The sequence below is a fragment of the Phaeobacter sp. HS011 genome, from assembly GCF_018101215.1.
Lineage (GTDB): Bacteria > Pseudomonadota > Alphaproteobacteria > Rhodobacterales > Rhodobacteraceae > Phaeobacter > Phaeobacter inhibens.
Genome location: NZ_JAGEUF010000010.1, coordinates 41,637 through 64,833, shown reverse-complemented (window position 1 = coordinate 64,833; position 23,197 = coordinate 41,637). Strand labels below are relative to the sequence as shown.

Sequence of the window (23,197 nt, the reverse complement as noted above, 5' to 3'; positions counted from 1 at the left end):
GGCGCGCGCAGGTTCAGTCGCGCGCCCGCAGGATCCGTGCGGGGCGCACCTGAAGCGGCCGCCAGGCAAAGGCAAGCCCGGCCAGAAGCGTAGTCAGGATGCCACCGCTGATGATCGCCAGCGCGTTGCCCCAGATCACCTGATAGTCGCTCTCAAACACATAGGTGTTGATCGCCCAGGCACCACTCATCCCCGCAATCAGCGCAACCAGTCCGGCCCCCGCGCCCAGAAACACCGATCTGAGAGCGAAGCTGATCAGAATGCGGCGTCGCGACGCGCCGAGCGTTTTCAGCACGGCGGCCTCATAGCGGCGGGCCGGTTCCCCGGCAGCGGCGGTGCCGATCAGAACCATGAAACCGGTAAGCAGGGTGGCCGCCGCACCATAAGCGGTGGCGGAGGCCAGTTGCCGCAGGATCTCAGACACGCGGTCCAGCGCATCCCGCACCCGCACGGCAGTGATATTCGGCATCGCGCGGGCGAGATCGCGCAGGATCTGCGCCTCTGCCTCCTGTTCGGCATAGACGGTTGCGATATAGCTGTGTGGCGCCCCAGCCAGGGCGTTTTCGTTCAGCACCATCACAAACCCCATGCCAGCGGTGGAGAAATCCACCTCACGCAGGCTGGTGATTGTCGCAGTGATGTCGCGGCCCAGGACGTTGATCGTCAGCGTATCCCCCAGATCCAAACCCAGTTCCTCGGCCTCTTCGCGGGCGAAGCTGACCTGCGGTGGACCGCTGTAATCCTCCGCCCACCATGTGCCGGCCACGATCTGCGTGGTTTCGGGCTGTTTTGCCGCATAAGTGATGCCGCGATCTCCGCGCACCACCCAGTGATCTCCGGCAACCTCAGTCGCGGGTTGACCGTTGATGGTGGTGAGCACCCCGCGCAGCATCGGGGCGCTTTGGACGCGGTCGACCGCCGGGTCCTGTTCCACGCGGGTGAGGAAGTCCGGCATTTGATCGCGCTGGATATCAACAAAGAAGTAGGAGGGGGCCACATCGGGCAGGTTGCCCTCAATCGCGCGGCGCATATTGCCATCGACCTGACCGATGGCCGCCAGCACCGTCAGGCCCAGCCCCAGCGCCAGCACTGTCGGGACGGCGCCATCGCGCGAGGTCCCGATGGCGGAGAGTGCCCATCGCAGCGCCGGGTTGCCACGGGCCAAGGGCGCTGAGCGGCGCGCGATCCAGCCCAGCACCAGCGCGGCCAGCAGCAGCACCGCCAGCGCGCCAATCAGACCGCCCGCAGTCCAGAGCGTCAGCTCAACCGCGCCGCTGAACAGGGCCGCCGCGCCGATCAGTACAGCGACGGCAACGACGGTGGCCAGAATATAGCGCGGCGCAGGCCAGCGGCTGCGGCTGTCCAGCGCGTCGCGAAACAGCGCCGCCGCCCGGATCCGCTCCGCCCGGGCCAGCGGCCAGAGGGCAAAGACAAAGGCGGTCAGCAACCCGTAAAGGGCCGCCTCGCTCAGTGCCGGAACTGAGATGCCAAAAACCGCCGGAAACGGCAGCTGCGCCGCGATCAGCGGTCCCAGCAGCACCGGGGCCAAGCCGCCGATCACCAGGCCAATCGCGATGCCCAGCAGTGCCAGCGCGCCGATTTGCAGAAAATACGTCAGGAAGATCGTCCGGCGGTCGGCACCAAGGGTGCGCAGGGTCGCGATGGTTGCCGTTTTGCCCGCCAGATAGGCACGCACCGCTGCGGAAACGCCAATACCGCCCACCGCCAGCCCGGAGAGGCCAACCAGTACCAGAAACCCGGCCAGCCGCTCGACAAATGTGGCAATGCCCGGCGCTCCGTTGCGGGCATCGGTCCAGCGCATGCCGCTGTTGTCATACTCTGCCTCGGCGCGGGTTTTCAGCTGTTCCAGATCGGTATCCGGGGGCAGGGTCAGCCGGTATTTGCTGGAAAACAGCGTGCCCGGTTGCAAGAGGCCGGATTGCGCCAAGTCCTCTGTGCGTACAAGGGTCCGCGGCCCAAGGGTGAACCCTGCGCTGGCGGCATCGGGTTCATTCTCCAGCAACGCCGTCAGCACAAACCGCTGGCTGCCAAGGGTGAACTCATCGCCAACGGACAGGCCAAGCCGATCTGCCAGAACCCGCTGCATTACGCCGCCGGGGAAATCCCCTGTTCCCGCCAGTGCGGCTTCCAGTGGCAAGTCGGGGGAGAGGATCACCGTGCCCACCAGCGGATAGGCATCATCCACGGCCTTTACCTGGGTCAGCGCGCGCTCGTCGCCCACCGTCGCCATGGACCGGAAATCAATGATCTCAGAACGGGCGAGGGCGCGAGCCTCCATCCAGGCCTGCTCCTCGGCTGTGGCGCGCCGATAGGTAAAGCCCAGCTCGGCGTCGCCGCCCAGCAGCACTGCGCCTTCCTCGCTCAGCCCGGTCTGGATCGCTGAGCGCAGGGAGCCGATTCCGGCAATCACCGCAACCCCCAGCGCCAGACAGATCAGGAAAACACGAAACCCGGAGAGGCCACCGCGCAGCTCGCGCTTGGCAAACCGTGTGGCCAGCGACAGGGCAGAGGGGCTCATTCAGCGGCCTCACGCGCGGCGTCGTGATCCAGTCGGCCATCGCGCAGCCGGATCACCCGGTCACAGCGCGCGGCCAGTTCCGGCGCATGGGTGACCATGATCAGCGTCGCCCCGTAGCGGTCGCGCAGGTCAAACAGCAGGTCCATGATTGCATCGCCGTTGGTGGCGTCCAGATTGCCGGTCGGCTCATCCGCCAGCAGGATCCGCGGGCGCGTGACCAGGGCGCGGGCCAGCGCCACGCGCTGCTGTTCGCCGCCGGACATCTGCGCCGGGAAATGGCCCGCACGATGGCCCAGTCCGACGGCCTCCAGCTCAGCCTGTGCCCTCTCAAAGGCATCTTTGTGGCCGGCAAGCTCCAGCGGTGTGGCCACATTTTCCAGCGCGGTCATGGTCGGAATCAGGTGAAAGCTCTGGAAGACGACGCCCATATTGTCACGGCGAAAGCGCGCCAGCGCATCCTCATCCATCGCGGTCAGATCTTGCCCCAGCGCCGAGACGGTGCCGCCGGTGGCTTGCTCAAGACCGCCCATCACCATCAGGAGGGAGGATTTGCCGGAGCCAGAGGGGCCGATCAGGCCGAGGGTTTCGCCGCTATCCACCGCCAAGGAGATATCATGTAGAATTTCGACAGGTCCGGTATTGCCAACCAGTGACAAAGACGCATGTTGGAGGTTCAGAATAGGATCGGATGAGGGGATCGTGCTGGACTGCATGTGATATCGCGCCTGTTTTGGGACCACTCTCGATATGGAGCCTTTGTAGCAATGCGCAAGATGATAGCAGGACTGATTTTTATATTAACTGCGGCGATTGCGCAGGCAGAGCCGGTGCGTATTGCTGCGCTTGGTGACAGTCTGGTGCAGGGCTATGGCCTGCCGCAGGGACAGGGCTGGGTGCCGCAGCTGCAACGCTGGCTGGGCGAAAAGGGGGCTGAGGTGCGGCTGATCAATGCCGGTGTCTCCGGTGACACGACCGTAGGGGGCGCCGCCCGGATCGACTGGACGCTGGCCGACGGACCGGATGCGCTGATCGTGGCCCTTGGTGGCAATGACCTGCTGCGCGGCCTTGCGCCGTCCGAAAGCCGCGCCAATCTCACCCGCATTCTGGAGGTCGCACAGGCCAATGCGGTTCCGGTGCTGCTGGTCGGCATTCAGGCGCCGGGCAACTACGGCGCGGATTTCAAAGCGGAGTTCGATGCGATTTTCCCCGATCTCGCGCGGGACTATGACACGCTGCTTCACGCGGACAGCCTCGCCGGTATTCGGGCCGCTACCGGTGATGATATTCAGGCTGCGGGGAAATATCTGCAGGAGGACGGGATCCACCCCAATGCTGAAGGCGTGGCGTTGAATGTGGCCGCCATCGGTCCGAAGGTGCTGGAACTGATCGAGTTGGCTAAGCAATAGGCTTATCGCCAAGCGGGGCCGACCCGGCGGTTGCGACCCTGAACGCCGTGCAGGCGGAACAGATACCCCACAACAAAAGACGGCCCCGATGAAGGGGCCGACAGCTGATCTTATTGTCTCTCTGACCGATCAGGCCAGTTCGATATTCACCGCAGACTCGCGGCCATCACGGCCTGGTTGCAGTTCGTAAGTTACTTTCTGATTGTCGGCGAGGCCGGTCAGCCCGGACCGCTCTACTGCAGAAATATGTACAAATACATCGCTACCACCCGCATCGGGTGCGATGAAACCGTAGCCTTTGGTGGTGTTGAACCATTTGACGGTGCCTGTGGCCATCGTCTTCTTCTCCCAGTCTTTACTCAAATCCCTGTCCGCGACATGCGACAGCCCGGCAATGTCATTGCGTATTCATGACCGAGCCTCCTAGGACAGCGATGAGTTCTGCGTAACCTTGCGGGGACAATCTTGTCGCCAATGTCCTTTCGGTGCAAGTGTTATAGCGGGGGGTGCCTGTTAGTTGGGCAGTGCCTGGGCAGCGGTGGCCCGCTGATCGGCAAAGCTCAGCACGCAGACAGGCAGACTGGCGCCGAAGCGGCGCCAGATCACGCGTTACCACTTTGGTCTGGTCCTGATCAGAGCACCGTCACCACGGTTCCCAAAGGCACCCGTTCGTAGAGATCGACAATATGCTCGTTGGTCATGCGGATGCAGCCGTTGGAGACGGAATGTCCGATGGTCTGCGGCTGGTTGGTGCCGTGAATGCGGAAATAGGTGTCGATGCCGTTCTGAAACAGGTAGAGCGCGCGCGCGCCCAGCGGGTTATCAGTGCCACCGGGCTGGATGTATTTGTTATCGACAAAGCGGGCGTAGCTGCGCGGATCGCGTTCGATCATCTCATCGGTCGGGCGCCAGGTCGGCCATTCTTTCTTGGCCTGAATGACGGCGGTGCCGGTAAATTCGAGGCCTGCGCGACCAACCCCAACCCCGTAACGACGCGCCCGTCGCGGCTCGGTCACATAATAAAGGTAGTAGGATCGCGGCAGCACCAGAATTTGCCCGGGGGCGAATTCCTTCTTGATGCGAACTTCTTGCGGGATCGGATCAAAGACCGTTTCGGCTGACCCGATCTGGGGCCAGATCGAGGCTGCGGCTGAGCTGGCCAGAAAGGCGCGGCGTGACAACATGCGGGGCTCTTTCAGTTTTGGAACAGATGCAGCCAGTCTGCGGTGGAGTGCCGATCCGGTCAATAGTGGGCCCGGTGCGGATCCGTCGCAAGGCCACCTGCGCGACGTCGGCGCAACAGCCGCCCGCAGCCAGGCTGCAGTATCCTTGGCAGATCAGGCTTCGTCAGATCACGAACCTGTGATACCCTGTGATCGGATCGCGTTTCTGATCCACCGCCAGTTTCGGCGGATTTCAGCGATTGGCGACGGTATTTCCGGCACAGCTGCGGGGGCAGTTCCACCGGCAAGGTCGCACGGGGGTACGCGTTATTTTCTAGCGGTTTGGTGTTGGGCCTGTCTGGCCTGCAACCGGATTGACCCTGTCTGAGATCGGCCGGGTGTTGTGCGCAGCACGGCTGGTGGTCTGTCGGGGGTCATATACTGGAGTAACGATTGTGACTGTTTCATTTCGGGGGCGCGCGGTGTTGGCCGCGCTGACGATGGCTGTGGGCATGACCGCAGCCCACACGGGCGAGGCACAGGAGAGCGTCGGTTTTCTCGCCACCTCACTGCGCTATTCGGAACGCATGCTGGACCGGCAGGAGGATGTGACCAACAAGGTCGCCATCGCCCTGCGGGCGCGGCAGTCCGGGCAGCTGGGTATCAATAGGATCACCTTTGGCGGGCGCTTCTTAGGCACCGTGATCTATGAGAACACCAATACGCCCGGCAAGTTCCCGATCCTGTCGCGATTGCCGCCAACCCACACCAGCGGCACCTCTGATACCTATGGGGTCATCAATGATATCTCGCTCATCGCCACGGCCACGACACCTTTGCTGACAGCGGTGGTGCAGGGCGAATATACCGAGGTCGAATATCCCGGCCAGAACGATATCCAGCTGCGCAAGGCCTGGCTGGCAATCGGCGACCTGGACCGCTCTCCCTTCTATGTGGCGGTGGGGCGCAAGACCGTGAACTTCGGCAACTTTGCCAGCTACGCGCCCTTCACACACACCCATAGCAGCCACTATTTTTGGGCCCAGACCAAGGATCCGCTGATTGAGATCGGCTATATTACGGATCGCACCGAACTGGCGTTGTCGATCATCCGCAACCATCGCGGCAATCGGGTGATCAGCAGCCCGAAGAACGATGACCACTACACCAATTATGCGCTGAACGCGGCCCATCGTATCCCGCTGGCCAATGGGATGGGGCTGAAACTGGGGGCCGGTTTTCTACGCGGGACGATCTATGACAGCGCCATCGCCCATCATCCGCCCGGCAGCGGCATTGATCGCGGCTGGAACGGGGCCTGGGATGTCCACGCCACCCTCAGCGGAGAGCGGTTCGACGTCATGGCCGAATTCACCCAAACCACCGACCGCTGGCCTGCCACCGACCATAAGGTCAGCGCGCTGACGCTTCAGGGGCGCTACCGGAGTGAGTTTCTGGGACGCCCGGCGGTCTATTCGCTCTCGGCCAGCCACGGGCGGCAGGGGGCATCTGGCACCGAATGGGAATCCATGTCTCAGGTCATTCTGGGGATGGAGGTTGCGGTGGCCCCGAATGTCACGCTGGGGGCGGAGTATCTGTTCAATGATGGGTTTGTGCCGCTGATCCTGCCCCGGCGTACGGGCGATGCCGGCGTGCAGTCCCATAGCGTCATTCTGGGCGCGAAGCTCACCTTTTAGGGCCGTGTGCTCTGGGCGCAGGTCTCTCACGGCGGCTGCATGGCTCTTGTCCCGCGCGCAGTGTCCCGTATATCGGGGGCAGGTCGCAACGGCGATCTTCTGCAAGGAGAGACCACGATATGGGCGCAAAGACCCTGACCTGCCTCAGCTGTGCGCAGCTGAACCGCGTGCCGGAGGACCGTCTGGCTGCGGGTCCCAAATGTGGCACCTGCGGCGCGGCGCTGATCCCGGCCGGGCCGGTTGATGTTGATCCCGCCACCCTGCAAAAGGCTGCGGCACAGGATGATCTGCCGCTGGTGGTGGATTTCTGGGCGCCCTGGTGTGGCCCCTGCAAGATGATGGCCCCGGATTTTGCCAAGGCGGCGAAGTCGCTGAAGGGGCAGGTGCGGCTGGTCAAGCTGAACACCCAGACCCATCAGTCCACCGGCGCGCGTTACCGCATCAAGGGGATCCCGACGCTGGTGCGCTTTGCCCGTGGCAAGGAGCAGAAGCGACAAGCCGGTGCCATGCGCGCAGGGCAGATCGTCAGCTGGGCCAAGGGATAAAGATAGTGTGGGTCGTCCCGGTCAGTGCGAAACCGGCTGAGGGCGCCGCCTCAGGCGGTGCGGCGAAGCTCATCCCGGTGCGGCTGTGCCATTGGGCGTAATCCGGGCGGCAGGTGGATCATAACCAAAATCGTCAAAATCGCACTTGTTGTCCCGACTGTGGGATAGAGCATCAGACTGTACCAGAGGGGCAGGGCATAGAGGGCATAGGCCGCCACAGCAGAGAAGACCCCTGCAAAAGTGCCCACAATGATCCCGATCCACGCCATAGTCCTACCCTTTGGGTTGAGTTGCATTTAATCTACAATTTTTTAAGCGGATCGCAACGCTTTGATATCCACAAGAATAGTTCAAATTTTCTATAGATTTGGTTAACGCGCGGGCAGATCACCGCCTTGTCCGCCACAGTCGTTCCGTTAGGGCGTTGTTTTGAAATGAAAATTGGATGATAGTTTTAGTCGGGTATGATCGCGTGGTCATCCTGAAATTGACTAATCCTGCGAATTTGGTGCCGTCATCTTGCGCGAAAACCCGCCGCTTTTGATCATCAGGCACAGTGTCAGCCCCAGCCCAAGCAGGCCGCCAAGGCCGGAGTAGAGCAGGAACAGACCCCAGATCGGAAGGTCATAGGCCACATGGCCCAGCACGGTGATCAGCATTGTCACCCCAGCACTCGTCAACATCGCCAACCAAGCCATCGCACCCTCACATCAATTGAGGTAAATTTGACCTAAAGTAGGCCGTGCAATCAATACGCCTTACGGTCAGGCGGCGAGTATATTGGTATGTGTTGCAGCTTATTCGCGAACTATGGCAGGAACAGCACAGACTTGCGCGTATAGCGCTCAAAAGAACTATGCCTGCGTATTTATTGCAAAGAGATCAGGCGCGTGCGGGTTTGCCAGCGAATTCCGGGTGGGCGGCCTGTCCCAGATCGTCCAGCACCTCCCGGCCAAGCGTCTCGCGCGCAGTTTTCTGCATCCAGAGCAGTAGGATCGCCAGCATGGCGGAGGGCACCCCAAACAGCGGATAAAGCAACAAGCTCATCCCGAAGGAGAGACCGATCAGCGTATAGCCCAGAATGGCCGCATTCAGTCCGCCAATGACGCCTACCAAAATACCAATCCCTGCCATGCTCCGCCCTTTCTCTGGCCCAGTCCCCAAGCGGTTCTCGCAGGGGGCATCGTTAGAGTATGGTTAAAGACTAGCGATGATTTTGTTCAAATTATGCCGATGCCATGTCGGTGCTGGGAAAGGGTTTGGCAGGACGGCATCTGGGTCGTGGCGCGCAGTACCACGACCCACGCCTGACCTCCTCGTCATGCCAGAGGTAAGATTTTAGTATGACCAAGGCGCATTCGCGCCTCCCCAAGGTCAGGCGCGGGTCTTAGGGTTAAACTTCTTTGGCGAGCTTAGAAATGCTGGAAACGTCACTCTTTAGTATGAGGCTAGTGTTGTTGTTTATCTGCTTCTCGGAATAGGTGCGGTCTTTATTACTGTCGTAGTAGTGAAATTGCATGTTTGCGAGAGAGGTGCCTCTGTATGCTTCTCTCATTATGAGACAGGCAACAGCTGCGTACTTTCGAGATAGCTCTGGTTGTAGAGGAAGCCAAACCGCGTAAGCTTTTAACACTCCAGATCGTTCCACTCGAAACAGTGGGTCAACAAAGATTTCGATTCCATACCCGTCAAACGTGATAGACCGTTTTACATCTAGTCCTTCGATGGTTCGAGCGCTCCCGAATTTTTTGTCGACCTGAGAAAAAGCTTCTAGGTTTCTCTTGCGTTCAGTCTCATTGGCTAAGTTTAGAATTATCTCTTGTGCCTGTTCTGTCTGCTTGCCGGAAAGCCTTGCTCGCGTGGCGCGATGAAAGGAATTGTAGAAGTCGTACCCGCCGGAGCCTTCAAGCTTCTTTTGGATTTCCGAAATACGTCCACCAGTGTCGCGGAGGCAAATTTTTACGAAAGTGTTCAGTGAAAATGAGAGCATTGTATCAACCTAAAGCTTCGTTTTTATGAGGTTGATCGCTTAAGTCACGATTGTAAAGCATTGACGGCGGGGTGGATGCTAGCACCAACCCCGCCCCAATAATTCACCGCACAAACTTCTTGTGCTTCAATCGCTTGGGCTCCAGCGCGTCGGGGCCCAGACGGCGTTTCTTGTCTTCTTCATAGTCCTCGAAGTTGCCCTCGAACCATTCCACATGGGCGTCACCCTCAAACGCCAGAATATGCGTACAGATCCGGTCGAGGAAGAAACGGTCGTGTGAGATCACCACGGCGCAGCCGGCGAAATCCACGAGGGCATCTTCCAACGCCCGCAGGGTTTCCACGTCCAGATCGTTGGTCGGTTCATCCAGCAGCAGCACATTGCCGCCCTCTTTCAGCAAGCGCGCCATATGGACCCGGTTGCGTTCACCGCCGGACAACAGCGACAGTTTCTTCTGCTGGTCGCCGCCCTTGAAGTTGAAGGAGGAGCAATAGGCGCGGGAATTGACCTGCGCGTCGCCCAACTCGATGATTTCGGCGCCGCCGGAGATGGCCTCCCAGACGGTTTCATTGTCATCCAGATCGTCGCGCGACTGGTCGACATAGGACAGCTTCACGGTGTCGCCATAGCTGACATTGCCCTCATCGGGCTGCTCCTGACCGGTCAGCATGCGGAACAGGGTGGACTTACCGGCGCCGTTGGGGCCGATCACGCCAACAATGCCGCCGGGGGGCAGGTCAAAGGACAGCCCCTCAACCAGCTGTTTGTCGCCGTAGTGTTTGGAAATGCCTTCAACCTCGATCACCTTGGACCCCAGACGCGGACCGTTGGGGATGACGATCTGGGCGCGGGTCAGTTTCTCGCGCTCGGATTGGCTGGCCAGATCATTATAGGCGTTGATCCGGGCCTTGGATTTGGCCTGCCGCGCCTTGGCACCTTGACGCATCCATTCCAACTCGCGTTCCAGCGTCTTCTGCTTGGATTTGTCTTCGCGCGCTTCCTGCTCAAGGCGCTTGGCCTTTTGCTCCAGCCAGGCAGAGTAGTTGCCTTCGTATGGGATGCCCTTGCCGCGGTCCAGTTCAAGGATCCAGCTGGTGATATCGTCCAGGAAATAGCGGTCGTGAGTGACGCAGAGGATGGTGCCCTTGTAGTCAATCAGGTGCTGCTGCAGCCAGGCGATGGTTTCGGCATCAAGGTGGTTGGTCGGTTCGTCAAGCAGCAGCATTTCCGGCGCTTCCAGCAACAGCTTGCACAGGGCTACTCGGCGGCGTTCACCGCCCGACAGGTTGGCGATTTCAGCATCATCCGGCGGGCAGCGCAGCGCCTCCATCGAGATGTCGATCTGGCTGTCCAGATCCCAGAGGTTTTCCGCATCGATGCTGTCTTGCAGCGCGGTCATCTCTTCCATCAGCTCATCGGTGTAGTTCTCGGCCATCTCGACCGCGATCTGGTTGAAACGGTCGACCTTGTCTTTCTTGGCTTTGACACCCAGCATGACGTTTTCACGCACAGTCAGGCTTTCGTCCAGCTTCGGCTCCTGCGGCAGATAGCCAACTTTGGCCCCCTCAGCCGCCCAGGCCTCACCGGTGAAATCTGTATCCAGCCCGGCCATGATTTTCATCAGGGTGGATTTACCGGCGCCGTTGACGCCGACGACACCGATTTTCACACCGGGGAGAAAGGACAGGTGGATGTTTTCAAAGCATTTCTTGCCACCGGGATAGGTCTTGGAGACCCCCTGCATGTGGTAGACGTATTGATAGGCAGCCATGAGACAGCTCCGTTAAGGGGGGAATTTGCTGGCTGGTGTGATAGCGGATGGGGAAGGCGGGGGCAATGCGGGATGCGGGGCGGGTGCTCTTGAGGGTCTGCCCATCGCGGCCTGACGCGCGTGACCTCCCTGAGGGAGGGCCTGTCAGACCTTTTATCGCCGGGGCTTTGCCCCGGACCCCAGAGTATTTTGGGAAAGATGACAGGCGGTGCAACCAGTCACCTTTCTTCAAATACTCCGGGGTGAGGCCATATGGCCGAGGGGCAGCGCCCCTAGCTGCCTGGGCGGCAGCGCCACTCCGTCAGACCGAAAAGGAAGCTGTGTCGACCCATGCGCGTATGTCCCCGATGCGCGCACCGCAGGTCCCCAGGTTGGAATGCCGCGAGATGCCGATGCATGCAGGGCGGGCAGGCGGGATGACTTCAAACTGTTCTTCGGTTGGTCCACAACACCTGATTGATCTCTCTTGAAACTATGTGCATCAAGGCAGTTATGATGCATCGCTTGCCCCATATCCCGCCCGGAACCATTGTTGGTCTGCTGGGGGGGTCCTTTGATCCGCCGCATGAGGGGCACCGGGCGATTTCGCTTGCGGCGTTGAAGCGGTTCGGGCTGGATCAGCTGGTCTGGCTGGTTTCGCCGGGCAATCCGCTGAAGGCGCATTCGCCAGCCCCCTTAGAGCGGCGGATCGCGGCAGCGCAGGAGCTGATGGATCACCCCCGTGTGCAGATCAGCGGGATCGAGGCTCAGCTTGGCACGCGCTACACTGCCGAAACCCTGCGCAGCCTGCGCAAACGCCATCCCGGGGTGCGGTTTGTTTGGCTGATGGGGGCGGACAATCTGGCGGATTTCCATCGCTGGAAGGATTGGCAGCAGATCTTGGAAACGGTGCCTGTGGGGGTGCTGGCGCGACCCGGTGATCGGATTTCAGCACGGCTGTCGCCTGCGGCGCGGCTCTATGCGCCCTACCGGCTGAAGGGCGGGCAGAGCCGGCTGTTGGCAGAGGTCTGCGCACCGGCATGGTGTTTCGTCAATGTGCCGATGGTCAACGCCAGCTCAACCGAGATCCGGGCCCGTGGCGATTGGTCAGCGACGCAGCCCCGCTGAGAGAAGCCCGGCGCCGATCACCACCGCAAGACCAGCCCAGGTCAGCGCGTCGGGCCATTGATCAAGGACCCACCATCCCAGTGAGACAGCTGCTATCAGCTGGAAATAGATCAGCGGTGCCAGGCGCGATGCGGGCGCTTGCGCATAGGCAAACAGCAGCAGCAGATTGCCCAGCATTGAGAACCCGGCGCTGCCAAAGGTCAGGGCGGCGGCGCTCAGGCTGGGGGCGGGCAGGGTAGCAAGCCCCAACGGCAGGGTCAGCAGCGCGCTGATTGACAGCTGCGTTAGGCTCAGCTGCAACGGTGTGCCCAGATGCGAAAGCCAGCGTGAGCTGGTAAGGAAGCCACCATAGCAGACGCCTGCTGCTGCGGCCCAGATCAGATTGGCGGATCCGCCCAGCCCGGGGCGCACAACCAGCAACACGCCACAGAACCCCAGCGCCATCAACAGGCTGCGCGTTGGTGTCACCGCTTCGCGCAGCAGCAGCACCGACAGCACATAGCTGACAATCGGCCCGATAAAGAAGGCGGCAAAAACATCGGCCAGTGGTTCTGTCTTGAGAGCGATCTGAATGGATAGGATGCCACCGCTGAGCAGAGCCGCCCGCAGCCATAGCCGCCAGTCGCCAAACAGCGGCCACGCCCCGCGCCAGGCAAAGGGCAGCACCAAGACTGTGCCGATTGCAAACCGCGACCATGCCACAAATCCCGGTGTCGCCAGACCGCCCGATGTGAGCAGTTTCCCGCAAAGGTCCCCGGCAGGGATCATTGACATGGCGACAAACATGATCATCACTGCCCGTACCATCGCGCCAGCGGTAACAGGCATCCACATCCGGGGAAAGCGGCCAAATCCCCGCGGCCCCGCGACATAAAAACCTGTGGCACGTTTGCAGAATTGTAGGGGTTTTGAGTAGACTATTGCTAATATGATTTCGCGACGTTTTTTTCTGACCACCTGCCTCGCCTCTGCGGCGACGAACACCGCCCTGGCCAATGCGCCTGCGGTCTCTCTGCGTCCGGTGGCGCGCGATCCGGCCAGCCTGATCCGTGCTGGTGGCGGGCTGAAGGGGCTGTTGTCCCGCGCAGGCCTCTCGGGTGAGGTTGCCTGCGCGGTGGCCGATGTGAAAACCGGTTTGCGGCTGGAGGCCGAAGGGGCAGGTGCCGGTTTACCGCCAGCCAGTGTCGCCAAGGCGCTGACCGCGCTTTACGCGCTGGATGCGCTGGGGGCTGACCATCGCTTTACCACGCAGATTGTTGCGACCGGCGGCATCAGCGGCGGTGTGGTTGCGGGTGATCTGGTGCTTGTGGGTGGCGGCGATCCGATGCTGAACACAGACAATCTGGCGCAGCTGGCTCAGGCGCTCAAGACTGCGGGCATCCGCGAAGTCCGCGGCGCCTTCCGCGTCTGGGAGGGCACGCTGCCGCAGATCAGGACAATTGATCCCGGCCAACCCGATCATGTCGGCTATAGCCCGGCGATTTCAGGACTGGCGCTCAATTACAACCGGGTCCATTTTGAGTGGAAGCGCGCCGGTCAGGGCTGGGCCGTCACCATGGATGCCCGGACCAAGAAATATCGCCCCGAGGTCTCTGTTGCGACGATGAAAATCGCACAGCGCAGCCTGCCAGTTTATAGCTATTCCGAGGGCAAGGACACCGACCGTTGGACTGTCGCCAGCAAGGCGCTGGGCAAAGGGGGCGCGCGCTGGCTGCCCGTGCGCCATCCGGGGGCCTATGCGGCGGATGTTTTCCGCACCATGGCGCGGGCCAATGGCGTCAAGCTGGGCAACCCAAAGATGGCCAAGTCCCGCCCCTCGGGGCAGGTGGTGGCCCATCACAACAGCCCGCCGCTGGATCTGATGCTGAAGGCAACGCTGAAATATTCCAACAATCTGATGGCCGAAATGATTGGTCTGGCTGCGACGCAGGCACGCGGCGGGCGGCCCCGCAGTCTGCGCGACTCTGCCGCGGAGATGAACCGCTGGGCGGCGGCAACCTATGGCATGGCCAACACCCGGCTGGTGGATCACTCCGGCCTTGGCGAGGATTCGCGGGTGACGCCAGATGATATGGTCAGCGCGCTGGTTGCCGCCTATCGCGATGGGCGGTTGAAACCTCTGCTGAAATCCTTTCCCATGCGCGACAGCAAGGGCCGTATCCTGAAAGGCCACCCGATCAAGGTCGCGGCCAAGACCGGGACGCTCAACTTCGTGTCCGGTCTGGGCGGTTTCATGACGGCCACCGATGGCACCGTGCTGGCCTTTGCCATTTTCAGTGCCGATCAGAAGGCGCGGTCCCGCATCTCGCGGGCGGAGCGCGAACGCCCGCAGGGGGCAAGATCCTGGAACCGCCGCGCCAAACAGGTGCAACAAAAGCTGATTGAGCGATGGGGGCGGGTTTACGGCAGTTGACCCTTTGCGCGAGACGAGAAACGCGGCTTTACCTGCCTGCCTGCCTCCGGGTCTGTCCTGCGGCTCAGCCGTGGATCTGGCTGGCAGGTCTAACCGCCCGCCATGGCGTGGACCCAGATCTCTGCCTGCGGCTCATGCGGGGCGCGGGTGCCGTCTGTGACAGCCCCCAGCCGCCTTGCCACCGCCTGCGACCGTATGTTGTCATGATCAATATAGCTGTAGAGGTGGTCCAGCCCCAGATCCTCAGAAGCCCATGTCCTGACGGCTATGGCTGCTTCGGTGGCAAAACCCTGTCCCTCGGCCCCTTCAAACAGATGCCAGGCCAGCTCAATCTCCGGCCAGTTGGAATGTTTGATCAGGCCAACGCGACCGACCGGCTGCCCACTCTCCCGCAATGTGACCATAAAGAAGCCAAAGCCATGCCAATGCCAGTGGCCAACCCCAGACAGAAACCCGAACCAAGCCTGATCTGCGGTAATCGTCTCACCCTGTGCAATCATCGACGGGGCGCTGGTCATGAAGCGGGTAAAGGCGGGCAGGTCGTCGCGCTCGGGTCCTCGCAGGACCAACCGCGACGTTGTCAGCCGGGGCGCGGTCGTGAGCGTTGTCATATCCGCCTGTCCCTGTCTGCCCGTACCTATGTCACATCAGACCATATGCCGGGCGCGGGCACCGCGTTCGATAGCAGCAGCATGCAGCCGGTCGATGTTCAGCTCATAACGGATCTCTTCCAGCAGGCGCAGTTCGGACTCCGCCAGGCTGCCATCCGCTGCGGCCACATCGCAGGCCAGCGCATAGGCGGTCTCAAACAGCCGCTCCGGCAGATCCTCACGGATCAGCCCAAACAGCGCATCCAGCCCGTCTTCCTGCTCAAAGAGGTCAAACACCGTCTGCGAGGTGCGATTGACCCGATCAATGTCGTAATCAGCAAACACGGGCAGCATATTGACCGCCGACTGGATCTTCACCAGTTCAGCGGTGCGGATATTCTCATCCGAGGCCGACACCGCCACCATCAGCGCAACAAGGCAATCCTGCGGGGTAAAGGGATGGGCGGTTTGGGTGTTCATTATGAAATTCCAGTAAATTGGCGCATGTTCTGCATAGGAGAATAGGCATCGTGTCGACCCCGATCAACGGGACAATACGTCATCGCGCATATTCTGCCGCAGGCACCGGCGCGGAAGGTCCGTCAGGGCTGCTGTTTCTTGACTCATTTCGCCCGCCGCCATAGGTGAAGCCGACCGGGTGCATGGGGTGCCCGGCAGTGGTTTGTCGCCCGCAATTCCGGTGCCCGTAGCGGCACCACTCGCGGCGGCAGGCAACCCGACCGGAGCAGTGCCCGGTTGCCGATGGAGAAAACAATGTCTGATCTGCGCGAAGAAGCTCTCAAGAGCAAAGCCTGGCCGTTTGAAGAAGCCCGCCGGGTTCTCAAACGTTACGCCAAGGGCGCGCCGGAAAAGGGCTATGTTCTGTTCGAGACCGGCTATGGCCCCTCCGGCCTGCCGCATATCGGTACCTTCGGCGAGGTCGCCCGCACCACCATGATCAAAACCGCCTTTGAGGTGATCTCCGACATCCCGACGAAGCTGATCTGCTTCTCGGATGATCTGGACGGCATGCGCAAGGTGCCGGGCAATGTCCCCAACGCCGAAAGCCTGCAGGACCATCTGCAAAAGCCGCTGACCAGCGTTCCCGATCCCTTCGGCACCCACGAGAGTTTCGGCCACCATAACAATGCCATGCTGCGCCGCTTCCTTGATACTTTCGGGTTCGAGTATGAGTTTTATTCGGCGCAGGAATTCTACAAATCTGGCCAGTTCGACGACGTGCTGAAACGCGCCGTCGACAAATACGACGACGTCATGGCGATCATGCTGAAGTCCTTGCGCGAGGAGCGCCGCCAGACCTATTCGATCTTCCTGCCGATCCACCCAGAGACTGGCCGCGTTCTCTATGTGCCGATGAAGAAGGTCTGCGCCGAGACCTACACCGTCACCTTTGACGATGAAGACGGCCGCGAATGGACTCTGCCGGTGACCGGCGGCAATGTGAAGCTGCAGTGGAAACCGGATTTCGGCGCCCGCTGGGCGGCGCTGGGTGTCGATTTTGAGATGTACGGCAAGGACCATTCCACCAATACGCCGATCTATGATGGCATCTGCCGGGTGCTGGGCCACCGCCCGCCGGAGCATTTCACCTATGAGCTGTTTCTGGACGCCAACGGTCAGAAGATCTCGAAAACCTCCGGCAACGGCATTTCGATCGACGAATGGCTGACCTATGCCTCGACCGAGAGTCTGGCCTATTTCATGTACCAAAAGCCGAAGACCGCCAAGCGGATGCATTTCGACGTGATCCCCAAGGCGGTGGACGAATACCACCAGCAGCTGCGCGCCTATCACGCCCAAGACCTGAAAGGGCAGCTGAACAACCCGGTCTGGCACATCCACGGCGGTGACGTGCCGCAGTCGGATATGGTGGTGCCGTTCGCGATGCTGTTGAACATTGCCAGCGTATCCAACGCAGAGGACAAGGAAACGCTCTGGGGCTTCATCAACAAATACGCCCCTGATGCGACGCCTGAAAGCAATCCGACAATGGATCAGGCGGCCGGCTTTGCGGTGGCCTATTTCAATGACTTCGTGAAACCGGAGAAAACCTATCGCCTGCCCACCGATCAGGAGCGCGGGGCGCTTCAGGATCTGGCGGATGCGCTGAAATCTTCGGATGCGGCCCTCGCGGCCATTGCCAAGAAGAACGAAATCGCAGGCAACACCGACCCGCTGCCCGAGGCGGATTTCGCTGATGAGGAATTCCTGCAGTCCGTCGTCTTTGCCATCGGCAAGATCCACGGGTTTGAACCGCTGCGGGCGTGGTTCTCGGCGATCTACGAGGTGCTACTGGGTGCCTCACAAGGGCCGCGGTTTGGCGGGTTCATCGCCCTGTACGGGGTTGAGGACACCATCAAACTGATTGATCAGGCGCTGGCAGGTGAGCTGGTCTGACCAGCCGCTGCACGACAGGAAAACATGTGAAAAGGGCACCCCAACGGGTGCCCTTTTTCCGTCTTGGGGAAGGTTCCGTTTGCGCCACGTGAATTGACGGGTGCAGGCGGCGGCCTAGCTGAATTCCCATCAAGGGAGATCTTCTATGCGCAAGTTTATGTTGATGAGTGCCTGTGTTGCCATGATGGCGCTGCCTGTTTCCACCGCTGCCGAGGGGCGGGATACGGCAATTACCGGGGTGATCAGTGATCAGATCGCCGCCTTCCTGCGCGGCGATGCTGAGGCCGCCTTTTCTCATGCGTCACCGATGATCCAAGGGCTCTTTGGCAGCTCTGAGCGGTTTGCGACCATGGTGCAGTCCGGCTACCCCATGGTCTGGCAACCGGATGAAGTGCGCTATCTGGACCTGCGCACTGTTGCGGGTGGACTGTGGCAGCGGGTGATGATCACCGACCCAGAGGGACGCGTACATCTCCTTGATTATCAGATGGTTGAGACTGGGTCGGGCTGGAAAATCAATGCCGTCCAGCTGCTGACCGCAGATGCCCCCACCGCCTGACCTGACCACTTGTCCCAACTATCCGGCCGACCGCTCTGAGAGGCCGGGTGGTGCACACCCTGCGAACGCCCCTCTGACAGCGCGTTAAATCCCGCCCGGTATAACCCTTTCCCTGATTGAACCGGGCTGCGGCCTGATCAGCCGGAAACGGCGGTTTTGGAAAGGGTGACTGATGAACATAGCGATCACTGACGGCGTAGAGCTGATGCCCCCGGCCTTTGCTGAGGGGCTGAACAACTGGTCTAGCGGCAATGGTACACCGGGGTCGGACACCTATCAGGGGGCAGCCAATGCGGCCTTTGTCGCGGCGGACGCCGATTTCGGCGGCTGTCTTGAGCTGCAAAAAACCACCTCGGTGCAGAAGCTGCGCAATATGACGCGCACCATGCTGACGCCCGGATGCTATCTGCAGATCACCGCAAAGGTGAAGGCGATCAGCGGCGCCCTGCCCACCGTGCGCATCGCAGCCTGGGCCGGGCAGTCCGGCGGTGGCCATCTGGGCGGCGTTGTGGAAACCGGGCCGGGAACCAGCCTCTCCACCTATGGGGAGGTGGTTGAGGTCTCGGCCATTGTCGGCACGGGCAGTCGCAATGGCGTAGATATGCCCTGGGGCCGTGCCGCGCGCTTTGCCCATGTGGGGCTGGATCTGATCGGGCCAAATGGCGGTGTTGTGCGGATTGAGGATATCGCGGTGCGCGATGTCACAGGCGTGTTCCTGCGGGACATGATCAGCCTTGTGGATGTGACGGATTACGGCGCAATCGGGGATGGCAGCACCGATAATACCGCCGCCTTTGAGGCGGCCGATGCTGCTGCCGCTGGCCGCCGTGTGCTGGTCCCTGCGGGGGAATTCTACCTCGGCAGCACGGTGTCGATGAACCATGAGATGCAGTTCGAAGGCACCGTTCGCATGCCCACCAGCCGGATGCTGCTGCTGACCCGCAATTTCGATTTCCCCAGCTATGCTGCGGCTTTCGGGGATGAGGAACTGGGCTTCAAGAAGGCGTTTCAGGCGCTTCTGAACAATGCCGACCATGAATCGCTGGACCTCTGCGGGCGCAAGGTGACGCTGCGCGGACCGGTTGATATGCAGGCGGCGGTGCCCAACAAGACCAGCTATGCCACCCGCCGGGTGATCCGCAACGGCCAGCTGGAGGCTGCCGCCAATGCCGCCTGGGACACCGATACGGTGACCGCGCAGGTGACCTACAGCACCAGCGATGCGCGCAAGCTGACCAATGTCGCCAATATCGCCAACATCCCCGTCGGCGCGCTGGTCGAAGGCAGCGGCGTCGGGCGCGAAATCTATGTCCGGGATAAGAACGTGGGCGCGCGGGAACTGACCCTGACCGCGCCGCTCTATGATGCGGTGGGCACCCAGCAGTTCACTTTCCGCGATTTCAAATACATGTTGGATTTCAGCGGCTTCAGCGCGCTCAGCAAGTTCGGCATGACCGAGGTCGAGATCCAATGCGCGGGCCGCTGTAGCGGTATTCGTCTGGCCCCAGCCGGCACCGTGTTCAGCCTGGACCATTGCTTTATCTCGCGGCCAAGAAACCGTGGCATCACCTCCATCGGATCCGGCTGTCAGGGTATCCTGATCGACAATTGCCAGTTCCTGTCCGATGAGGAACCACTGAATGTCAGCGCCCGGCAATCCATCGCGCTCAATATCAATGCCAATGACGCCAAGCTGCGCAACAACCGCGCCACCAAGTTTCGCCATTTCGCATTGCTGGGTGGGCAGAACCAGACAGTGACCGGCAACCACTTCTTTCAGGGCGATACCGTCGCTGATGGCAGCCGCACCGCTGGTCTGATCCTGACCAGCACCAATTGCGCCTCCACCGTGTCGGACAATTACATCGACAATTGTTTTGTCGAATGGACCAATGAACGCGATGCGCGGCCCGATTTCAGCAGCGGCTTTTCCTTCAGCGCGCTGTCGATCACCGACAATGTGTTCCTCTCTGGCGATGTGGCGCGCTGGTTCAGCTATATCGTGGTCAAACCCTATGGCACCGGCCATTTCCTGAATGGGATGACGGTGTCGGGGAACAAATTCCGCTCCATCAACGGGTCCATCGACCGGGCCGAGCGGGTCGACACCAGTTTTGCCGATCTCGATTTCAGCCGCTCCAAGAGCATCTTTTACGAGGGAAACACCTATCACAATGTCTCAGCCGCCGTTGCCAATCCGCTGCGGATTGAACATGTGCAGGGCAGTACCGCCAAGACCTGGACCGTGGACACCGATGATGCGCTGCCGTTCCGTGGGCAGGCGCGGGGGGTTGATAGCGTCATCGCAATTGGCCCGGTGGAGGTCAGCGGCGGCGCTGATCGCCACGCCATGCCTCACACCAAACTGCGGGTTGGCAGTCGCCGGGATCAGGTGCAGCTGATCTGGCCGGAGGCGGTGCGCGGCACCGTGCAGGTGACGGTCCGGGTGGACAAATAACCCGACCTGGACACAGGCAGGCGGGGATCAGAACCGGTGCCAGATCGCCAGTTTGACGCCCAGCGACCGGGTCTCGGCCCGCTTGTGTTGCAAACCAATCACCAGCTCTGGCGCGTCCTTTCCGAAGCGGCGCGCCAGCGGCACCCTCAGACTGGGGGTGACCGCAACGGAAACTGCAGCCCCGGCCGTCTTGCTGGTTTCCACCTGCAGCAGTGGCGCCAGTTTGCCGGGGCGGTTCAGCCCTATTGTCGCATCCAGTTTCCAGGTCTGCTCCCGCCCCTTGCTGCGCCACTCATGCCCCAGATCCAGTGCAATCCACCCCGAAAGCGCTCTGTCGCGCCACCGGGTGTCAAACCCACGGCCATACGACAGTGTCACCCGCTGCATTGGTGCCCAGACCTCGCTGCTCTGGTTCAGCCCCAGTGCCAGCTCCACCGCCGTATTGGCCCGTCCCAGTTGGGGCAGGGGACGGCGGGCAAACAACAACGCATGGGCGCTCCTGCCTCGGGTGACGTTCAGGTCCACCCCCACCGTCCAGCGCGCATGCAGCCCGTATTCCCCGTAATAGCCGAACTCCGCTGGGATGCGTTGCTCCGGGCTAAGGCCCCTCACGGCGGCCAGATCCCGCCGCAGCGTCAGGCTGGTCGCGCTGAACCCCTGACCCTCCTGCTGCAACCACGCCCCGGCAAAGGCCGGGGCCAAAGGCATCAGACAGGCAAAAATCAGAGCCATGAGACGAGCAAACCGGTGACACATATAAACATCTTAAAGTTGTTTATATTTTTCACCACTCTTTTTATGGGGCAACTTATCCGGGGCCGGTTTGCGCAAAAACTTCTGCCGGATCTGCCCAAACCGGCGTAGGCTAGGGGCGGACAACGGAGGAAGCCATGCCGACGATCGCGACCAATACCGAAACCCAAACCGTCATCACCACATTTGAGATGACGCCGGGCACCTGCCAGGATCTGCTGGATGCCCTGACAGAGGCCTATGCCGAATTTATTTCACATCAGCCGGGGTTCATTTCCGCCGGGCTGCATGTGAACGACGCACAGACGCGGATTGCCAATTATTCCCAGTGGCGTCGACGTGAGGATTTCATGGCCATGTTGCGCAGTGCCGAGATGCGCAACCGTAACCGCAAGATCAACGAGCTTTGTCGCAGTTTTGAACCGGTGATGTATGAGGTTGCCGCAACCTTTTGATCTCTGGCGCGTTTCCCATCTGTGGGCGGCTGATCTCGATCAAGGCAGGCGCTTGAGGCCTGTCCCATGATACGGTTGCAGACAGAGGAGAGCGCAGATGTATAGCCATATTCTTGTCCCGATTTCATTTGATCCGGATCGCGATGTCAGCGGCCCGCTGAAGCTTGCGGGTCTGCTGGCTACGCCAGAGGCGCAGATTACGCTTTTGCACGTGGTCGAACAGGTGCCGGCCTACGCAATTTCTTACATGCCGGTTGATTATCTTGAGGCTGCCCGCAAGGCATTGCAGGCAGAGTTGGACGGTCTGGCCAAGACGCTGCCGAATGCCAGCGGCCTGCTGATCGACGGCCACTCCGGCCGCGCCATCCTGGATTGGGCCGAGAATAATTCTCCCGATCTCATCATCATCGCGTCACATCGCCCCGGAATGCAGGATCTGCTGCTGGGATCCACCGCCACGCAGGTGGTGCGCCATGCGGCCTGTGCGGTGCATGTCGTGCGCTGAGGCTTGCGATCTTTTGACACCGGGACCGCAATATTGCGCCGTAAGACTTGTCGCCGGGGCAGAGCGACCCCACTTGCAATGCAATCATGTTTTGTGAGGAGAAAACGATGCAATGTCCAATTGATGGCACACAGCTGGTAATGACCGATCGGGCCGGAGTGGAAATCGATTACTGTCCGCAATGCCGGGGTGTCTGGCTGGACCGTGGTGAATTGGACAAAATCATTGAGCGATCCGCGCCGCAGCAATCCGCGCCGCCGCGTGACAGCCATCGCCCTGAAAAACGCGATTCAGACCGGAATTATTCCGAGAAACGCTATAAGAAAAAACGCGGTGGGTTTCTTGAGGATCTGTTTGATTTTTGAGGCAGACCCGGACCGACGTCGGATCTTGGGTGCGTGAAGACTGCGCATCAGAGTCTGCGTCTGGGCCTTCGTCTTCTGTGACCGTGCTCGCGCAGCTATAAAAAACGCCCCGGCACCATGTCTTGGTGCCGGGATGTTTTCGTAACATACTGTTAGATATGCGCTTTGCTGCCGCGCGGACCTGCGATCAGCCATGCAATCAGGCCAATGACAGGCAGGATCAGAATGACGAGGGTCCAGATCACCTTGGCCGCTGTCGAGGCGCCGGATGTCAGAACTTGATAAATCGCGTATAGATCTGCGATTAGAATAATTAGACCAAGAAGACTGTAACCCATTTTTCTCTCCACTATTTGTGTTCTGCTAGATCAACCCCTCGGTTCGTAAAAAGGTTCCGATAATTTTTCGGGAACCATTTGCGCAATGAGGTCGTTTGCTTTTCGACGCATCGACGTGATGCACC

The 23,197-nt window shown here is 60.7% G+C and carries 25 protein-coding genes; 11 read left to right on the top strand and 14 right to left on the bottom strand.

The genetic code is table 11. The features are described from left to right. Window positions 1–13: 13 nt before the first annotated feature. Together J4721_RS17190 and J4721_RS17185 are read right to left on the bottom strand one after the other, a co-directional pair. Window positions 14–2,539: an ABC transporter permease gene (locus tag J4721_RS17190; RefSeq protein WP_211003302.1), complete on the bottom strand. Its 2,526-nt coding sequence runs from the start codon at window positions 2,537–2,539 to the stop codon at window positions 14–16. Next, window positions 2,536–3,252 (bottom strand): ABC transporter ATP-binding protein, encoded by a 717-nt coding sequence (locus tag J4721_RS17185; RefSeq protein ID WP_102855156.1) that lies wholly within the window; start codon window positions 3,250–3,252, stop codon window positions 2,536–2,538. Before J4721_RS17185 ends, J4721_RS17190 begins: the two co-directional genes overlap by 4 nt. Window positions 3,253–3,303: 51 nt before the next feature. Here J4721_RS17185 and J4721_RS17180 point away from each other — a divergent pair, with 51 nt between their 5' ends. Continuing rightward, window positions 3,304–3,945, top strand: a complete 642-nt coding sequence (locus J4721_RS17180) for an arylesterase (RefSeq protein WP_211003303.1) — start codon at window positions 3,304–3,306, stop codon at window positions 3,943–3,945. A 129-nt stretch (window positions 3,946–4,074) separates the two neighbouring features. Here the strand turns inward: J4721_RS17180 and J4721_RS17175 are convergent, their stop codons facing one another. Next, window positions 4,075–4,281, bottom strand: a complete 207-nt coding sequence (locus J4721_RS17175) for a cold-shock protein (protein ID WP_014875536.1) — start codon at window positions 4,279–4,281, stop codon at window positions 4,075–4,077. A 296-nt stretch (window positions 4,282–4,577) separates the two neighbouring features. Beyond that, a complete protein-coding gene (locus J4721_RS17170) occupies window positions 4,578–5,129 on the bottom strand; it encodes a L,D-transpeptidase (RefSeq protein WP_211003304.1) in 552 nt (183 codons plus the stop codon). Between the two features lie 434 nt (window positions 5,130–5,563). On the opposite strand from J4721_RS17170, the gene J4721_RS17165 reads away from it, so the two are divergent. Both J4721_RS17165 and trxC read left to right on the top strand, forming a co-directional pair. Further along, window positions 5,564–6,805 carry a hypothetical protein gene (locus J4721_RS17165; RefSeq protein ID WP_211003305.1) on the top strand — a complete coding sequence of 414 codons (1,242 nt, stop codon included), beginning with the start codon at window positions 5,564–5,566 and terminating at the stop codon, window positions 6,803–6,805. A gap of 119 nt (window positions 6,806–6,924) precedes the next feature. Then, complete coding sequence (gene trxC, locus J4721_RS17160) at window positions 6,925–7,350, top strand: thioredoxin TrxC (protein ID WP_014875533.1); 426 nt, start codon at window positions 6,925–6,927, stop codon at window positions 7,348–7,350. 50 nt (window positions 7,351–7,400) lie between these two features. Here the strand turns inward: trxC and J4721_RS17155 are convergent, their stop codons facing one another. From J4721_RS17155 to ettA, 5 genes are all read right to left on the bottom strand, one after another. Next, complete coding sequence (locus tag J4721_RS17155; protein WP_102859092.1) at window positions 7,401–7,619, bottom strand: hypothetical protein; 219 nt, start codon at window positions 7,617–7,619, stop codon at window positions 7,401–7,403. 222 nt (window positions 7,620–7,841) lie between these two features. Continuing rightward, on the bottom strand, window positions 7,842–8,015 hold the full coding sequence (locus J4721_RS17150; RefSeq protein ID WP_155805537.1) for a hypothetical protein: 174 nt from the start codon (window positions 8,013–8,015) through the stop codon (window positions 7,842–7,844). 217 nt (window positions 8,016–8,232) lie between these two features. Next, a complete protein-coding gene (locus J4721_RS17145) occupies window positions 8,233–8,484 on the bottom strand; it encodes a hypothetical protein (RefSeq protein ID WP_014875531.1) in 252 nt (83 codons plus the stop codon). A gap of 259 nt (window positions 8,485–8,743) precedes the next feature. Beyond that, entirely contained in the window at window positions 8,744–9,340 is a 597-nt protein-coding gene (locus J4721_RS17140; RefSeq protein WP_211003306.1) for a hypothetical protein, read from the bottom strand. Between the two features lie 103 nt (window positions 9,341–9,443). Then, on the bottom strand, window positions 9,444–11,111 hold the full coding sequence (gene ettA / locus J4721_RS17135) for an energy-dependent translational throttle protein EttA (RefSeq protein WP_014875530.1): 1,668 nt from the start codon (window positions 11,109–11,111) through the stop codon (window positions 9,444–9,446). 492 nt (window positions 11,112–11,603) lie between these two features. On the opposite strand from ettA, the gene J4721_RS17130 reads away from it, so the two are divergent. Then, window positions 11,604–12,218, top strand: coding sequence for a nicotinate-nucleotide adenylyltransferase (locus J4721_RS17130; protein ID WP_247656185.1), 615 nt, complete (start codon window positions 11,604–11,606; stop codon window positions 12,216–12,218). On the opposite strand, the gene J4721_RS17125 is transcribed toward J4721_RS17130, so the two are convergent. Then, the gene (locus J4721_RS17125; RefSeq protein WP_247656184.1) at window positions 12,198–13,046 is read right to left on the bottom strand and encodes a DMT family transporter; all 849 of its coding nucleotides are present in this window, start codon (window positions 13,044–13,046) and stop codon (window positions 12,198–12,200) included. The genes J4721_RS17130 and J4721_RS17125 overlap by 21 nt on opposite strands. Before the next feature lie 100 nt (window positions 13,047–13,146). On the opposite strand from J4721_RS17125, the gene dacB reads away from it, so the two are divergent. After that, complete coding sequence (dacB, locus tag J4721_RS17120) at window positions 13,147–14,631, top strand: D-alanyl-D-alanine carboxypeptidase/D-alanyl-D-alanine-endopeptidase (RefSeq protein WP_211003307.1); 1,485 nt, start codon at window positions 13,147–13,149, stop codon at window positions 14,629–14,631. 89 nt (window positions 14,632–14,720) lie between these two features. Here dacB and J4721_RS17115 read toward each other — a convergent pair whose 3' ends face one another. Both J4721_RS17115 and J4721_RS17110 read right to left on the bottom strand, forming a co-directional pair. Beyond that, complete coding sequence (locus J4721_RS17115; protein WP_211003308.1) at window positions 14,721–15,242, bottom strand: GNAT family N-acetyltransferase; 522 nt, start codon at window positions 15,240–15,242, stop codon at window positions 14,721–14,723. Between the two features lie 36 nt (window positions 15,243–15,278). Beyond that, window positions 15,279–15,701, bottom strand: coding sequence for a tellurite resistance TerB family protein (locus tag J4721_RS17110; RefSeq protein WP_014875525.1), 423 nt, complete (start codon window positions 15,699–15,701; stop codon window positions 15,279–15,281). A gap of 294 nt (window positions 15,702–15,995) precedes the next feature. On the opposite strand from J4721_RS17110, the gene J4721_RS17105 reads away from it, so the two are divergent. The 3 genes from J4721_RS17105 to J4721_RS17095 all read left to right on the top strand — a co-directional run bounded on the left by J4721_RS17105 (window position 15,996) and on the right by J4721_RS17095 (window position 20,656). Continuing rightward, window positions 15,996–17,639, top strand: coding sequence for a lysine--tRNA ligase (locus J4721_RS17105; protein WP_211003309.1), 1,644 nt, complete (start codon window positions 15,996–15,998; stop codon window positions 17,637–17,639). Between the two features lie 145 nt (window positions 17,640–17,784). Continuing rightward, on the top strand, window positions 17,785–18,198 hold the full coding sequence (locus tag J4721_RS17100; RefSeq protein WP_211003310.1) for a DUF4864 domain-containing protein: 414 nt from the start codon (window positions 17,785–17,787) through the stop codon (window positions 18,196–18,198). A 172-nt stretch (window positions 18,199–18,370) separates the two neighbouring features. Then, a complete protein-coding gene (locus J4721_RS17095; RefSeq protein WP_211003311.1) occupies window positions 18,371–20,656 on the top strand; it encodes a right-handed parallel beta-helix repeat-containing protein in 2,286 nt (761 codons plus the stop codon). A 27-nt stretch (window positions 20,657–20,683) separates the two neighbouring features. Here the strand turns inward: J4721_RS17095 and J4721_RS17090 are convergent, their stop codons facing one another. Then, window positions 20,684–21,388, bottom strand: a complete 705-nt coding sequence (locus J4721_RS17090; RefSeq protein WP_247656183.1) for a hypothetical protein — start codon at window positions 21,386–21,388, stop codon at window positions 20,684–20,686. 158 nt (window positions 21,389–21,546) lie between these two features. Here J4721_RS17090 and J4721_RS17085 point away from each other — a divergent pair, with 158 nt between their 5' ends. The 3 genes from J4721_RS17085 (at window position 21,547) to J4721_RS17075 (ending at window position 22,734) form a co-directional block, all read left to right on the top strand. After that, window positions 21,547–21,864 (top strand): antibiotic biosynthesis monooxygenase, encoded by a 318-nt coding sequence (locus tag J4721_RS17085; RefSeq protein ID WP_014875520.1) that lies wholly within the window; start codon window positions 21,547–21,549, stop codon window positions 21,862–21,864. Window positions 21,865–21,961: 97 nt separating this feature from the next. Then, a complete protein-coding gene (locus tag J4721_RS17080) occupies window positions 21,962–22,369 on the top strand; it encodes a universal stress protein (RefSeq protein WP_076616723.1) in 408 nt (135 codons plus the stop codon). 107 nt (window positions 22,370–22,476) lie between these two features. Beyond that, window positions 22,477–22,734, top strand: coding sequence for a zf-TFIIB domain-containing protein (locus tag J4721_RS17075; RefSeq protein ID WP_102855147.1), 258 nt, complete (start codon window positions 22,477–22,479; stop codon window positions 22,732–22,734). Between the two features lie 152 nt (window positions 22,735–22,886). On the opposite strand, the gene J4721_RS17070 is transcribed toward J4721_RS17075, so the two are convergent. Continuing rightward, window positions 22,887–23,072 carry a PLDc N-terminal domain-containing protein gene (locus J4721_RS17070; RefSeq protein ID WP_027246438.1) on the bottom strand — a complete coding sequence of 62 codons (186 nt, stop codon included), beginning with the start codon at window positions 23,070–23,072 and terminating at the stop codon, window positions 22,887–22,889. Window positions 23,073–23,197 lie beyond the last annotated feature (125 nt).

What these genes read in the sequence shown, in the direction of transcription:
- J4721_RS17130 (WP_247656185.1), top strand. Translation starts at nt 11,604, where the DNA reads ATGATGCATCGCTTGCCCCATATCCCGCCCGGAACCATTGTTGGTCTG.
- J4721_RS17105 (WP_211003309.1), top strand. Translation starts at nt 15,996, where the DNA reads ATGTCTGATCTGCGCGAAGAAGCTCTCAAGAGCAAAGCCTGGCCGTTT.
- J4721_RS17145 (WP_014875531.1), bottom strand. Translation starts at nt 8,484, where the DNA reads ATGGCAGGGATTGGTATTTTGGTAGGCGTCATTGGCGGACTGAATGCG.
- J4721_RS17140 (WP_211003306.1), bottom strand. Translation starts at nt 9,340, where the DNA reads ATGCTCTCATTTTCACTGAACACTTTCGTAAAAATTTGCCTCCGCGAC.
- J4721_RS17175 (WP_014875536.1), bottom strand. Translation starts at nt 4,281, where the DNA reads ATGGCCACAGGCACCGTCAAATGGTTCAACACCACCAAAGGCTACGGT.
- J4721_RS17070 (WP_027246438.1), bottom strand. Translation starts at nt 23,072, where the DNA reads ATGGGTTACAGTCTTCTTGGTCTAATTATTCTAATCGCAGATCTATAC.
- trxC (WP_014875533.1), top strand. Translation starts at nt 6,925, where the DNA reads ATGGGCGCAAAGACCCTGACCTGCCTCAGCTGTGCGCAGCTGAACCGC.
- J4721_RS17085 (WP_014875520.1), top strand. Translation starts at nt 21,547, where the DNA reads ATGCCGACGATCGCGACCAATACCGAAACCCAAACCGTCATCACCACA.
- J4721_RS17155 (WP_102859092.1), bottom strand. Translation starts at nt 7,619, where the DNA reads ATGGCGTGGATCGGGATCATTGTGGGCACTTTTGCAGGGGTCTTCTCT.
- J4721_RS17125 (WP_247656184.1), bottom strand. Translation starts at nt 13,046, where the DNA reads ATGCCTGTTACCGCTGGCGCGATGGTACGGGCAGTGATGATCATGTTT.
- J4721_RS17115 (WP_211003308.1), bottom strand. Translation starts at nt 15,242, where the DNA reads ATGACAACGCTCACGACCGCGCCCCGGCTGACAACGTCGCGGTTGGTC.
- J4721_RS17170 (WP_211003304.1), bottom strand. Translation starts at nt 5,129, where the DNA reads ATGTTGTCACGCCGCGCCTTTCTGGCCAGCTCAGCCGCAGCCTCGATC.
- J4721_RS17075 (WP_102855147.1), top strand. Translation starts at nt 22,477, where the DNA reads ATGCAATGTCCAATTGATGGCACACAGCTGGTAATGACCGATCGGGCC.
- J4721_RS17090 (WP_247656183.1), bottom strand. Translation starts at nt 21,388, where the DNA reads ATGGCTCTGATTTTTGCCTGTCTGATGCCTTTGGCCCCGGCCTTTGCC.
- dacB (WP_211003307.1), top strand. Translation starts at nt 13,147, where the DNA reads ATGATTTCGCGACGTTTTTTTCTGACCACCTGCCTCGCCTCTGCGGCG.
- J4721_RS17080 (WP_076616723.1), top strand. Translation starts at nt 21,962, where the DNA reads ATGTATAGCCATATTCTTGTCCCGATTTCATTTGATCCGGATCGCGAT.
- J4721_RS17185 (WP_102855156.1), bottom strand. Translation starts at nt 3,252, where the DNA reads ATGCAGTCCAGCACGATCCCCTCATCCGATCCTATTCTGAACCTCCAA.
- J4721_RS17190 (WP_211003302.1), bottom strand. Translation starts at nt 2,539, where the DNA reads ATGAGCCCCTCTGCCCTGTCGCTGGCCACACGGTTTGCCAAGCGCGAG.
- ettA (WP_014875530.1), bottom strand. Translation starts at nt 11,111, where the DNA reads ATGGCTGCCTATCAATACGTCTACCACATGCAGGGGGTCTCCAAGACC.
- J4721_RS17095 (WP_211003311.1), top strand. Translation starts at nt 18,371, where the DNA reads ATGAACATAGCGATCACTGACGGCGTAGAGCTGATGCCCCCGGCCTTT.
- J4721_RS17110 (WP_014875525.1), bottom strand. Translation starts at nt 15,701, where the DNA reads ATGAACACCCAAACCGCCCATCCCTTTACCCCGCAGGATTGCCTTGTT.
- J4721_RS17100 (WP_211003310.1), top strand. Translation starts at nt 17,785, where the DNA reads ATGCGCAAGTTTATGTTGATGAGTGCCTGTGTTGCCATGATGGCGCTG.
- J4721_RS17180 (WP_211003303.1), top strand. Translation starts at nt 3,304, where the DNA reads ATGCGCAAGATGATAGCAGGACTGATTTTTATATTAACTGCGGCGATT.